The following is a 12,300-nucleotide window of genomic DNA, read 5'->3' on the forward strand; positions in this document are numbered from 1 at the left end:
GAAAGCCTTCCATGCGACGCTTGGGTGGTTGCACAGGGAACGTCCTTGTGATCTGAAGCCACTCGCAGAAGCTCGGTCAGCGACAGGTCGAGCTATCCGTCAGGTCGGCGATGGTTCCCGCACAGTCAAGATGGGGCAGTCGACATGGGGCAAATGGACGGGGAGCCATGAGAGGAATGCGTAAGGTGCGGACGTTCACCAGGTCATGCTCGGCCTTACCGTTCCTCGGCGCATTACTTGCCGGCACGGTACCGGCTTCGGCCGCCGGGTTCGGACAACCTGTTCCGTGGGAAATGAGCCGGCAGATCCCGGTCACCGAGAATGCCCGCGACATCCTGAATTTCGAGATCGGCCTGCATTGGATCTCGTTCGCGATCTCACTCTTCGTGCTGGGCCTGATCCTGTGGTGCATCTTCCGCTTCGGCGAGAAGCGGAACCCGACGCCGTCGCGCTTCACCCATAATACCGCCATCGAGGTCGCCTGGACCATCGTGCCGGTGCTGATCCTGGTCGCCGTGGCGATCCCCTCCTTCCGCCTGCTGCGCACGCAGCTCTCCGACCCGAAGGCGGACATGATCGTGAAGGTCATCGGTCACGCTTGGTACTGGTCCTACGAGTACCCGCAAACCGAGCAGGGCGGCGGCTTCACGTTTGACGCCAACCTAGATGAGGACAAGCAGCCCCGCCTGCTCCAGACCGACAACGAAATGGTCGTTCCGGTCGGCAAGATCGTGAAGATCCAAGTCACCGCCACTGACGTGCTGCACTCCTGGGCAATGCCCGCCTTCGGCTTCAAGATCGACGCCGTCCCCGGCCGCCTGAACCAGATGTGGTTCAAGGCCGACAAGGAAGGCACGTTCCATGGCCAGTGCTCCGAGCAGTGCGGTCAGCGCCACGCCTATATGCCGATCGTCGTGCGTGTCGTGAGCGAGCAGGCCTACGCGGACTGGCTGAAGGAGGCCAAGACCAAGTACGCCGCCATCGACAACGGCAAGAGCTTCGCCGAGGCGCGCTGATCCGCGCCCGCATCCCGCAACGCAATCGTTCACCCTTAAGGCACGTCTCAGATGGCAACACACGCCACCCATGCCGGGGCTCACGACGCCCACGACCACCATATGCCGGGGTTCTTTGCCCGGTGGTTCCTTTCAACGAACCACAAGGACATCGGCACGCTTTACCTGCTGTTCGCGTTCTGCGCGGGCATGATCGGCGCCTTCCTCTCCTTCGGTATCCGCATGGAGATGGAGCAGCCCGGTCTGCAGTACTTCTCCAACCCGGCGACCTATAACGTCTTCGTCACGGGCCATGGTCTCATCATGGTGTTCTTCATGGTGATGCCCGCCCTGATCGGCGGCTTCGGGAACTGGTTCGTGCCGCTGATGATCGGCGCGCCGGACATGGCGTTCCCGCGCATGAACAACATCTCGTTCTGGCTCACCGTGGCGGGCTTCTGCTCGCTGCTGTGCTCGCTCTTCGTCGAAGGTGCTCCAGGCGCCAGCGGCGCGGGCACGGGCTGGACGGTGTATCCGCCGCTCTCGACCGCCGGCCATCCCGGCCCGGCCGTCGACTTCGCGATCTTCGCCCTGCACCTGTCGGGTGCCGGCTCGATCCTCGGCGCGATCAACTTCATCACTACCATCCTGAACATGCGCGCCCCCGGCATGACGCTGCACAAGATGCCGCTCTTCGCCTGGGCCGAGCTGGTCACTGCCTTCCTGCTCCTGCTCTCGCTGCCGGTGCTCGCGGGCGCGATCACGATGCTGCTCACCGACCGTAACTTCGGCACGACCTTCTTCGATCCGGCCGGCGGCGGCGATCCGATCCTGTACCAGCACCTGTTCTGGTTCTTCGGTCACCCCGAAGTGTACATCATGATCCTGCCGGCCTTCGGCATCGTGTCCCACATCATCGCCACGTTCTCGCGGAAGCCGGTGTTCGGCTACCTCGCGATGGCCTACGCGATGGTCGCGATCGGTGTCGTCGGCTTCGTGGTGTGGGCTCACCATATGTACACGGTCGGCCTGTCGCTCCAGACGCAGTCCTACTTCGTCTTCGCGACCATGGTCATCGCGGTGCCGACGGGCGTGAAGATCTTCTCCTGGATCGCGACCATGTGGGGCGGTTCGATCCGCTTCACCGCCGCGATGCACTGGGCGGTGGGCTTCATCTTCCTCTTCACCGTCGGCGGCGTGACCGGCGTGGTGCTCGCCAACTCGGCGGTCGATAAGTACCTCCACGACACCTATTACGTCGTCGCGCACTTCCACTACGTGCTGTCGCTCGGCGCCGTGTTCATCATCTTCGCCGGTGTCTACTACTGGTTCCCGAAGATGACGGGCCGCATCATCCCGGAATGGGCCGGCAAGCTGCACTTCTGGCTGGCCTTCATCGGCGCGAACGTCCTGTTCTTCCCGATGCACTTCCTGGGTCTTGCCGGCATGCCGCGTCGCTATGCCGACTATCCGGAGGCGTTCGCGGGCTGGCACAAGGTGTCGACCTACGGCGGCCACATCTTCGGCCTGGGCATGTTCGTCTTCATCATCGGTGTCGTCTTAGCCTTCCGCTCCAAGGAGCGTGCTGCGGACAACCCGTGGGGCGAAGGTGCCACCACCCTGGAGTGGACCCTGTCCTCTCCCCCGCCCTTCCACCAGTTCGAAACGCTGCCCCGCATCGTCGACGAGCCGGGCGCTCACTAAGAGAACAGAAGCCGGGGGCCGCTTGCGGCCCCCGCCCTTCCCCGGAGGCCGCCTGAGAGCGACCTCCCGGCAAGGGCGCCCCGGGGCGAATGCCGGGGGACGAGGGTCGCAGAACCCCGACACCTTGAACCGACTAGACCGATAGACAGGATCCCGTCGCGCGAGCCCGCGTGCGGGATCGCGGGCCGAACAGCAGCGGACCTGATGACAAGCGCCACCACTTCCTTGAACCACGCTGACACCACCGTCGGCGGTGACGTTCCGGACTACTTCGCGCTCCTGAAGCCGCGGGTGATGGTGCTCGTGATCTTCACGGCGCTGGTCGGTATGAGCGTCTCGCACGGCCATGTCTCGCCCGCCATCGGCGCGATCTCGCTGTTCGCCATCGCGGTGGGCGCGGGCGCGTCGGGCTGCCTCAACATGTGGTGGGATGCCGATATCGACGCCGTGATGACCCGCACCGCCGGGCGGCCGATCCCGGCCGGGCGCATCACCCCGAGCGAGGCCCTCGGCTTCGGTCTGTTCCTGTCCGTCGCATCCGTGCTGGTGCTGGGGCTCGCTGCGAACTGGCTTTCGGCGGGGCTGCTGGCTTTCACCATCGTCTTCTACGCCGTGATCTATTCGATGTGGCTGAAGCGGGCGACCGCGCAGAACATCGTGATCGGCGGTGCCGCGGGCGCCCTGCCGCCGGTGATCGGCCAGGCCGTGGTGACGGGCCATGTGGGCATCGAGTCCCTCGTCCTCTTCGCCATCATCTTCATCTGGACGCCGCCGCATTTCTGGGCGCTCGCGCTGATCAAGGCCGGTGAGTACGCCCGCGCCGGTATCCCGATGATGCCGAACGTCGCCGGGCCGGAATCCACCCGCCGCCAGATTGTCTGGTACTCGCTCTTCCTCTTCCCCCTCGGCCTCGCGCCGGTGGCCCTTGGCTTCGGCGGCTGGCTCTATGCCGTCGTGGGCACCGTGGGCGGCCTCGGCATGGTGGCATTCAGCGTGCGCGTGCTGAAGAACCGCGAGGGAGAGGCAGAGAAGAAGGCGGCCATGGGCATGTTCGGCTTCTCCATCCTTTACCTGTTCGCGCTGTTCTCGGCGCTGCTCGCCGAGCAGAGCCTCGGCCTGTTCCGCGCAGTCGTGGCCTGAGCCATGATGCCCGATCCCAAGATCGAGTATCGGCCGCTCACGCCCGAGGAAGAGGCCCGTCGCCGGAAGCGTTCGGTGGCGATCGCCCTAGCGCTCGGCGCAATGGTCCTGCTGTTCTTCGTGTTGACCATCGCGAAGCTCGGACCGCAGGTCCTCAACCGACCACTGTAAGGGGAGACGCGATGACAGCCCCCTCCCCCCGTCCTTCGACTCCGCGCGGCGCAGCGCGTACGGCCATTCTCTGCGGCGGGCTCGCTGTCGGCATGGTCGGCCTCGCCTACGCGTCGGTGCCGCTCTACGACGCCTTCTGCAAGGCGACCGGCTACGATGGCACGCCTCGTCAGGGCCCTGCCCTATCGGTTGCCGCCGCGCGCAGCGACGACAGCATGGTCGTCCATTTCGACACCAACGTCGCGCCGGGCCTGCCCTGGAAGTTTGCGCCGGAGCAAAACCAAGTCGAGGCGAAGCTCGGTGAAACCAAGACGGTGTTCTTCCGCGTGAAGAACACCAGCGACAAGCCCACGGCTGGCGTCGCGACCTTCAACGTCCAGCCCGGCCTGATGGGCGGGTACTTCGTGAAGGTCGCGTGCTTCTGCTTCAACGAGCAGACGCTGCAACCGGGCGAGACCATCGACGTGCCGGTCGTCTTCTATATCGACCCGGCTGTGCGGGACGATTCGAACACGGCGCATCTCTCGGAGATGACGCTGTCGTACACGTACTTTGCCTCCAAGAACGGCCAACCGGTGACCGCTGCGGTCGCCAACACGGCTGCCTCGGGGACGAAGCGCGATTTCTGATCGCGGGTGCGTGACATTGAGGGGCCGTAGCGATTAAAGCTGCGGGTAAGCTGGGCAAGAGCGGTGGTGCCGAAAGGGCTTACACCGCCGGGCGAGGAGCGACGGGACGATGGCTGAGGCGCACGCCAAGAATCACGACTTCCATATCCTCAACCCAAGTCCGTGGCCGTTGCTCGGTGCGTTCTCCGGATTCCTCATGGCGTTCGGCGCCGTGTTCTGGATGAAGAACATGCAGATCGGGACGCTGAGCCCCGGCCCGTATGTGTTCGGCCTCGGTACCATCGGCGTGCTCTACACGATGTACTCGTGGTGGAAGGACGTCGCCCACGAGGCTGATGCTGGCGACCACACGCGCGTCGTGCAACTCCACCATCGCTACGGCATGATGATGTTCATCGCCTCCGAGGTGATGTTCTTCGTCGCGTGGTTCTGGGCCTTCTTCGAAGCTGCCCTCTACACCGCCGACCCGATCCAGATCTCGCGCGTCGAGTTCACCGGCGGCACGTGGCCCCCGAAGGGTATCGAGGCGTTCGACCCGTGGCACCTGCCGCTGCTTAACACCCTGATCCTGCTCACCTCTGGCACCACTATCACCTGGGCTCACCACGCCCTGCTGAACGGTGACCGTAAGGGCCTGAAGTACGGCCTTTGGCTGACCATCGTCCTGGGCGTCATCTTCACCGCCTGCCAAGCCTACGAGTACGCCCATGCCGAGTTTGGCTTCTCGGGCAGCATCTACTCGTCCACCTTCTTCATGGCGACGGGCTTCCACGGCGCCCACGTCATCATCGGTACCATCTTCCTCGCCGTGTGCCTGATGCGCGCCTACGCTGGCTCGTTCACGCCCAAGCAGCATCTCGGCTTCGAGTTTGCCGCTTGGTACTGGCACTTCGTCGATGTCGTGTGGCTGTTCCTCTTCGCCGCCATCTACGTGTGGGGCTCGGGCATCGGCCACGCCGCCCACTGAACCGGACGCCCCTCGCGACGGTTCGATACATACGACACATGACGGGGCGGCTTCGGCCGCCCCTTCTTCGTTCGGCGCCGATCGGCTATCCGGCTGCCGACCCGTTGTGAGTGGGATCATCATGCCAACGCCCCCGCCGATCCCGACAGGCCTGCGCGGCGCCTGTCCGCGTTGTGGCGAAGGCCACCTGTTCCAGGGCTTTCTCGCCCTCCGGCCACGCTGCGAAGCCTGCAACCTCGACTATTCGAGTTTCGATTCGGCTGACGGCCCGGCTTTCTTCGTGATGTCCATCGTCGGCCTCATCGTGGTCGGAACGGCCCTGTGGCTCGAGGTGACCTACGAACCGCCGATGTGGGTCCATGCCCTGGTGGCGGGCACGCTCTCCATCGGTCTCAGCTTGATGCTGGTCCGCCCGCTCAAGGGGCTGCTCATCGCGCTCCAGTACAAGAACAAGGCCGAGCAGGGCCGCTTCGAGCCGTGAGCGGGATTCGGCCCGGTGCGTGGCGCAGCCTGATCGGGCCGGGCGTCGCAGCTCTCATTGCCTTGGCGATTCTGATCGGCCTCGGCGTCTGGCAGGTCGAGCGGAGAGCCTGGAAACAGGATCTCATCGCGCGGATCATCAGCCAGTCGAAGGCTGAGCCCGTTGCGCCGCCCACCACGTCCGCTTGGGACCCCGCGACGGACGAGTTCCGGCACGTCCGCGTCACGGGCCGATTCTTGAATGACAAGGAGACCCTGGTCCACGGTCTCGCGGCGGGCGAGACGCCGGGCCGGGCTCTCCAGGGCTATTACGTTCTCACGCCGCTTGAACGCGAGGGTGGCGGCACCGTGCTCATCAATCGCGGCTTCGTTCCGACCGAGTTGAAGGCGCAGAAGGACCGTACCTCTGGTTTGGCCGAGGGTGAGACGAGCGTCACCGGCATCCTTCGAGCGAGCGAGCCGCGCGGCATGTTCGTACCCGCGCCCGATCCGGCAAAGGGGGAATGGTTCAACCGCGACGTGCCAGGAATCGCAGCCTCGCGCGGGCTTGGGGACGTCGCGCCCTATCTGATCGAGGCGGATGCCATGCCGGGTCAGACCTCGTGGCCGCGCGGCGGGCAGCTGCGCGTCGATCTCCCAAACAACCACCTGCAATACGCGTTCACGTGGTTCGGCATCGCCGCCTGCCTCGTCGGCGTCTTCGGGGTGTTCGCGTGGCGTCGGCTGCACGACCCGGCCTGACCCTCCCACGATCTGCATTCATTTCGACAGGAAAACGAACCGCCCTCGCGCCCGCGTCGGCGGTGGCATGTCGTTTCCGAGCGCGTCGGAAAAAGAGCTTTTCATTCCTTTGACCGCCAGGATTAACCTCGCGATACTTCTTTTGCCCGATCGATAGAAGTACTTTCGCAGCGCCATATGCATTCGGCGCAAATGCGACGCTTTACTTCTTACATCAAAAGGATATCGCCGAACATGACGATCCGCAGCGATCAGACGCTCGAGCCCGTGCGCTTTGCCTATTGGGTGCCGAATGTGTCCGGAGGACTCGTCGTCAGCCGCATTCCTCAGCGCACGAGTTGGGATGCTGGCTACAACCGCAAGCTCGCGCAGATCGCCGAGGAGGCGGGCTTCGACTACGCGCTGACCCAGATCCGCTTCACTGCCGGCTACGGCGCCGAGTACCAGCATGAATCCGTGGCCTTCAGCCAGGATCTTCTGGCCCATACCAACAAGCTGAAGGTGATCGCGGCCATTCTTCCGGGGCCCTGGAACCCGACGCTCGCCGCCAAGCAGATCGCTACGATCTCGCAGTTGTCGGAGGGGCGTATTGCGGTCAACATCGTGTCCGGATGGTTCGCGGGTGAATTCCGCGCCATCGGCGAGCCGTGGCTCGACCATGATGAGCGCTACCGCCGCTCCGAAGAATTCATCCGCGCCCTGCGAGGAATTTGGACGCAGGACAACTTTACCTTCCGCGGCGACTTCTATCGCTACACGAATTACACATTGAAGCCGAAGCCAGCCGATCCACAGCCTGAGATATTCCAGGGTGGCTCATCGCGGGCGGCGCGGGACATGGCGGCGCGGGTGTCGGATTGGTACTTCACCAACGGCGCTACTCCGGTCGAATTGCGCAAGCAGGTGGATGACATCCGCGCCAAATCGGTCGAGTTCGGCAACAGGCCGAAGATCGGCGTGAACGCCTTCGTCATCGCCCGCGATACCGAGGAGGAAGCCCGCGCCGTCCTCGACGACATCATCGCCCAGGCCGATCCCGAGGCCGTGAAGGCCTTCGGACATGAGGCGAAGAACGCGGGCAAGGCCAGCCCGGAGGGTGAGGGCAACTGGGCGAAATCCACCTTCGAGGATCTCGTTCAATACAATGACGGCTTCCGCACCAACCTGATCGGCACGCCGGATCAGATCGCCGAGCGCATCGTCGCTTTGAAGGATGCGGGCGCCGACCTCATCCTCCTCGCCTTCCTGCACTTCCAGGAGGAGGTCGCCTATTTCGGCCGCGAGATCCTGCCCCGGGTCCGCGCCCTTGAAGCCGCCCGCGAGGCAGCGCCCGCCGCAGCGGCGGCTTGACCCACGCGACAGGGAGAGTGCCATGACCATCGCTGTCGATGTCCAAGCCCTCGGTGCGAGCGCGGGCGGCGTGCCTGGCCCCGTGAAGCCCGAGGCGCCGGCTCATGTGATCCGCGACGATGCCGAGGCGATTGCCGTCGCCACCGCCCTGGCAGCGGAGTTCCGCAAGGGCGCTTCCGAGCGCGACCGGCACGCGACGCGTCCTCTGCCAGAGCTGGACGCCTTCTCGCAGAGCGGCCTCTGGTCCATCAACGTGCCGCGTGCCTATGGCGGGCCAGGCGTGTCGTATCGGACGCTGGCGCGGGTCGTCGCCATCATCTCAGCGGCCGATCCTTCCATCGGCCAGATCGCTCAGAACCATCTCGGCATCGTCGCGGCGATCCAGACGGTTTCGGACGAGGATCAGAAGCATCTGCTGTTTGGGGAGGTGCTGCGTGGTGTCCGCTTCGGCAACGCCTTCTCGGAGCGTGGCACCAAGCGCGCCGCCGAATTCGAGACCCATTTCGTGGATCACGGCGACCACGTTCTGGTGCGCGGGCAGAAATTCTATTCGACCGGGGCGCTCCTCGCCCATCTCGTGCCCATCGTCGCCGTCGATGGCGAGGGCCGAGCTTGGTACGCCATCGCGGAGCGTGACGCGCCAGGCCTGACGGTGATCGACGATTGGTCCGCCTTCGGCCAGCGTGGCACGGCGAGCGGCACGGTGCTGATCGAGGATGTACGCGTTCCGAAGACGCATCTCGTTCCGGCCTGGAAAGGCTACGAGGGACCGCGCACCGATGGCGCGGTGTTCCAGATCATCCAGGCGGCGATCGATGCCGGGATCGGGCGTGCGGCGCTGGACGACACGATCGCCTTCGTCCGGGAAAAGGCCCGCCCCTGGATCGACAGCGGTCAGGACCGCGCCTCTGACGACCCCTATACGATCCAGGCGATCGGAGACCTGACCATCCGCCAGCACGCGGCGGAAGCCCTGCTCGACCGGGCGGGGGATGCGCTCGATGCCGCCATCGCCGCACCGGATGCCGAGAGCGTGGCGGCGGCCCAGCTTGCGGTGGCCGAGGCGAAGGTGCTCACCACCGAAATCGCGCTGGCGGCATCGAACAAGCTGTTCGAACTGGCCGGGACGCGCTCGACCCTCGCCGCCGAGAACCTCGATCGGCACTGGCGCAACGCCCGCACCCACACGCTGCACGATCCGGTGCGGTGGAAATACGCGATCATCGGAAATCACGCCCTCAACGGGGTGAACCCGCCGTTCCACGCATGGAGCTCGATACCCTCGCAGCCCGCGTGAACGAGGAAGAGCGCCCCGGTGAACCGGCAGGGGCGCTCTTCTCTTTCAAAGAACAGGAAGGCCGCGTGCCTTGGCCTTGTCGCCGGGCTCGACGTGGATCGTCACCACCGTGCCGGGAATGGTCGTCTCAAGAGCGTCTTCCAGCCGGTCGCAGATCGTGTGCGATTCGGCGACCGTCATGTCGCCCGGCACGACGAGGTGGAAATCCACGAAGGTCGCGCGGCCAGCCGAGCGCGTCCGCACATCGTGGGCTTCCAGCGCCCCCTCCCCATGTTGCGAGATGACCGAACGCACTTGGTACAACACCTCCGGGGAAGCGGCCTTGTCCATCAGCCCGTCCACCGACTCACGTACCATGCGGTAGCCGGAGAACAGGATCTGCAGGGCGACCAGCCCGGCAATGATCGGATCCAGCATCGGCAAGCCGGTGTACCAGACCGCCGCCACGCCCCCGAGCACGCCGATCGAGGTCAGCACATCGGAGAAGATGTGCCGCGCGTCGGCGATCAGGGCAGGCGAACGCCACTCCCGCCCCTTGCGCATCAGCGCCCAGGCCCAGACGGCATTGATCACCCCCGCGAGGCCGTTGATCGCCAAGCCGGCGATCGGAGCGTCCAGGGGCTTCGGGTCGAGGAAGCCGTGATAGGCCTCCTTGAGGATCAGCAGGGCGGCGACGATGATCAGCGCTCCCTCGATCACCGCCGAGAAGAACTCGGCCTTGTGGTGTCCGTAGGGGTGGTCTTCGTCGGCCGGTTGGGCGGCGATGCGGAGCGCGATGAACGCCCCGGCGGCCGCGACCACGTTGATGATGCTCTCCAGCGCATCGGAATAGAGCGCAAGGCTCCCGGTGAGCCACGCGGCATAGAATTTCAGCGCGGTGACGGCGACGCCGATACCTGCGCTGAGCAGGGCGGCTTGCTGCGAGCGTTCCATGGTCTGACCGGTTTGCGGGACGCGGGCTGCATATCCGAGGTCACCCCCGGAAGACCATGGCAAAGCTTGGAGCGTGGGGAATACCGTTTAGCCTTGGCTCATTTGCGCCTCACCACTGGTGCGTGCGGCCTCCCGGATGCGGCTGCGGTCGGCCTGCTCGCGCGCCTTCGCCGCCTTGCGGGCGAGGCGCCTCTTCTCCCAGCCGAAGCGTGCCTTCGCGCTCAAGGCATCGAGGCGCGCGGCCTCGCGCGACCAGAAATCCACCAACTGGCCGTCGAGGGTCACGCGCGGGCGCGAGGCCGTATCGTCCATCCTCTCACTCCTTCGGTGCGGGGGGCTCGCCGGTCTCCTCGACGTTGAGGGCGTCGGGATCACCGCGAAAGCTGCCGAGACCGGCATTGGGCACCGGCACGGCGGGGCTGCCGTAGGGCTCGCTCGGATAGGCTTCCTCGAAGCGCGCCCGCGCATCCTCAGGCCCCTCGGCCTTCAGGACGATCCGCTCACGCCCCGGCAGGGGCCAGCGCGGATCGGCGGGGTCACGCGGACTCACGGCGTACCACGGCATGGGCTCTTGTCCTCGAGTCGCGGGTCCGCCGGGTGGCGGGTTGCCGCGACGACAGGAGAAAGTCCCTCGAGCGCATTCGGTTCGGCCCGCTTGATCCAGGCCGCCTTCTGTCCCACCTCCCCCGCGTCAGGAGCCGGGCCGGATCGAGGGCCTGCAGCGAGGACGTGCGATGATCGACTTGTATTACTGGCCCACGCCGAACGGCCACAAGATCACGATGTTCTTAGAGGAGGCCGGGCTACCCTACACGATCAAGCCGGTGAACATCGGCAAGGGCGAGCAATTCAACCCGGACTTCCTCAAGATCGCGCCGAACAACAGGATGCCGGCCATCGTGGATCACGAGCCCAAGGGCGGTGGGACCATGAGCCTGTTCGAATCCGGCGCCATCCTGCTCTACCTCGCGGAGAAGACCGGGAAGTTCCTGCCGCAGGAGATGTGCGGGCGGTATGAGACCCTGCAATGGCTATTCTGGCAGATGGGCGGCCTCGGCCCGATGCTCGGCCAGAACCACCATTTCAGCCAATATGCGCCGGAAAAGATCGACTACGCGATCAAGCGATACGTGAATGAGACCAACCGGCTTTACGGCGTCCTTGACCGGCGCTTGGCCGACCGGGAATTCATGGCCGGCGCCGACTACACGATCGCCGACATGGCCTCCTATCCCTGGATCGTGCCGTGGGAGAAGCAGGGGCAGAACCTCGATGAGCACCCCCACCTGAAGCGGTGGTTCCACGCCATTGCCGAGCGACCCGGCACCAAGGCGGCTTACGCGCATGCTCCGAAGATCAACCCGGATTTCGGGAAGACCATGAGCGAGGACGCCAAGAAGATCATGTTCGGGCAGACCGCCACGAGCAACAGGGGCTGAGCTATGCGCCGGGCTTACCTTCCGGCGCTCGCGATGGCGTTCTGTGTCGTGGGGCATGCCCCGGCGGCACGGAGCGCCCCCGCCGATAATCTGAAGGCCCTGTGGGCCTATCTCGGCAGTTGCGTGAAGATCGAGGGCGCGTCGCCGGGGGCGGCCGGGTCCGAGGTGACGGTGCTGTTCAGCATGAAGCGCGACGGCTCGCTCAACGGCAAGCCCCGGATTGCGCACTCAAAACTCTTGGGAAGCGAGGACGATCAGCGTTCCTTCATCGGCGCGGCGCTCGGCGCCGTATCGCGCTGCCTGCCCGCCGACATCACCGACGGTCTGGGCGGGGCCATTGCCGGGCGTCCCCTGAGGTTGCGGCTCACCAGCAGCAAGCCGGAACGGGCACTCTGAACCGCGGGGGCGCGGAACGTGCGTTTCCTCACGGCTTACTCATGCGGCGCAGGCTTTA

Annotated in this window: 15 protein-coding genes; 12 read left to right on the plus strand and 3 right to left on the minus strand. The window is 65.3% G+C overall.

What is annotated here, in order from left to right:
* The first annotated feature begins 176 nt into the window (after positions 1 to 176).
* The 10 genes from coxB (at position 177) to ACFQE0_RS00525 (ending at position 9,474) form a co-directional block, all read left to right on the plus strand.
* The gene (gene coxB / locus ACFQE0_RS00480; RefSeq protein ID WP_378966037.1) at positions 177 to 1,016 is read left to right on the plus strand and encodes a cytochrome c oxidase subunit II; all 840 of its coding nucleotides are present in this window, start codon (positions 177 to 179) and stop codon (positions 1,014 to 1,016) included.
* Between the two features lie 51 nt (positions 1,017 to 1,067).
* On the plus strand, positions 1,068 to 2,699 hold the full coding sequence (ctaD, locus tag ACFQE0_RS00485) for a cytochrome c oxidase subunit I (RefSeq protein ID WP_378966039.1): 1,632 nt from the start codon (positions 1,068 to 1,070) through the stop codon (positions 2,697 to 2,699).
* Between the two features lie 204 nt (positions 2,700 to 2,903).
* Positions 2,904 to 3,839 (plus strand): heme o synthase, encoded by a 936-nt coding sequence (locus ACFQE0_RS00490; RefSeq protein ID WP_378966042.1) that lies wholly within the window; start codon positions 2,904 to 2,906, stop codon positions 3,837 to 3,839.
* A gap of 3 nt (positions 3,840 to 3,842) precedes the next feature.
* Complete coding sequence (locus tag ACFQE0_RS00495) at positions 3,843 to 4,010, plus strand: hypothetical protein (protein WP_378975727.1); 168 nt, start codon at positions 3,843 to 3,845, stop codon at positions 4,008 to 4,010.
* A gap of 11 nt (positions 4,011 to 4,021) precedes the next feature.
* Positions 4,022 to 4,639 carry a cytochrome c oxidase assembly protein gene (locus ACFQE0_RS00500; RefSeq protein WP_378966044.1) on the plus strand — a complete coding sequence of 206 codons (618 nt, stop codon included), beginning with the start codon at positions 4,022 to 4,024 and terminating at the stop codon, positions 4,637 to 4,639.
* Positions 4,640 to 4,748: 109 nt separating this feature from the next.
* Positions 4,749 to 5,606: a cytochrome c oxidase subunit 3 gene (locus ACFQE0_RS00505; RefSeq protein ID WP_378966046.1), complete on the plus strand. Its 858-nt coding sequence runs from the start codon at positions 4,749 to 4,751 to the stop codon at positions 5,604 to 5,606.
* Between the two features lie 121 nt (positions 5,607 to 5,727).
* The gene (locus ACFQE0_RS00510; protein ID WP_378966048.1) at positions 5,728 to 6,087 is read left to right on the plus strand and encodes a DUF983 domain-containing protein; all 360 of its coding nucleotides are present in this window, start codon (positions 5,728 to 5,730) and stop codon (positions 6,085 to 6,087) included.
* Positions 6,084 to 6,827 carry an SURF1 family protein gene (locus ACFQE0_RS00515; protein WP_378966050.1) on the plus strand — a complete coding sequence of 248 codons (744 nt, stop codon included), beginning with the start codon at positions 6,084 to 6,086 and terminating at the stop codon, positions 6,825 to 6,827. Before ACFQE0_RS00510 ends, ACFQE0_RS00515 begins: the two co-directional genes overlap by 4 nt.
* Positions 6,828 to 7,061: 234 nt before the next feature.
* On the plus strand, positions 7,062 to 8,177 hold the full coding sequence (sfnG, locus tag ACFQE0_RS00520; RefSeq protein ID WP_378966052.1) for a dimethylsulfone monooxygenase SfnG: 1,116 nt from the start codon (positions 7,062 to 7,064) through the stop codon (positions 8,175 to 8,177).
* 22 nt (positions 8,178 to 8,199) lie between these two features.
* Positions 8,200 to 9,474 carry an SfnB family sulfur acquisition oxidoreductase gene (locus tag ACFQE0_RS00525; protein WP_378966054.1) on the plus strand — a complete coding sequence of 425 codons (1,275 nt, stop codon included), beginning with the start codon at positions 8,200 to 8,202 and terminating at the stop codon, positions 9,472 to 9,474.
* A gap of 45 nt (positions 9,475 to 9,519) precedes the next feature.
* Here ACFQE0_RS00525 and ACFQE0_RS00530 read toward each other — a convergent pair whose 3' ends face one another.
* The 3 genes from ACFQE0_RS00530 to ACFQE0_RS00540 form a co-directional block, all read right to left on the minus strand.
* Positions 9,520 to 10,407 (minus strand): cation diffusion facilitator family transporter, encoded by an 888-nt coding sequence (locus ACFQE0_RS00530; protein WP_378966056.1) that lies wholly within the window; start codon positions 10,405 to 10,407, stop codon positions 9,520 to 9,522.
* Positions 10,408 to 10,494: 87 nt separating this feature from the next.
* The gene (locus ACFQE0_RS00535; RefSeq protein ID WP_378966058.1) at positions 10,495 to 10,719 is read right to left on the minus strand and encodes a hypothetical protein; all 225 of its coding nucleotides are present in this window, start codon (positions 10,717 to 10,719) and stop codon (positions 10,495 to 10,497) included.
* A 4-nt stretch (positions 10,720 to 10,723) separates the two neighbouring features.
* Positions 10,724 to 10,972, minus strand: a complete 249-nt coding sequence (locus tag ACFQE0_RS00540; RefSeq protein ID WP_378966061.1) for a hypothetical protein — start codon at positions 10,970 to 10,972, stop codon at positions 10,724 to 10,726.
* 169 nt (positions 10,973 to 11,141) lie between these two features.
* On the opposite strand from ACFQE0_RS00540, the gene ACFQE0_RS00545 reads away from it, so the two are divergent.
* The gene (locus ACFQE0_RS00545; protein ID WP_378966063.1) at positions 11,142 to 11,846 is read left to right on the plus strand and encodes a glutathione S-transferase N-terminal domain-containing protein; all 705 of its coding nucleotides are present in this window, start codon (positions 11,142 to 11,144) and stop codon (positions 11,844 to 11,846) included.
* Positions 11,847 to 11,849: 3 nt separating this feature from the next.
* The gene (locus tag ACFQE0_RS00550; protein WP_378966065.1) at positions 11,850 to 12,242 is read left to right on the plus strand and encodes a hypothetical protein; all 393 of its coding nucleotides are present in this window, start codon (positions 11,850 to 11,852) and stop codon (positions 12,240 to 12,242) included.
* Positions 12,243 to 12,300: the final 58 nt, after the last annotated feature.

The organism is Methylobacterium komagatae (assembly GCF_042661665.1).
Classification (GTDB): domain Bacteria; phylum Pseudomonadota; class Alphaproteobacteria; order Rhizobiales; family Beijerinckiaceae; genus Methylobacterium; species Methylobacterium komagatae.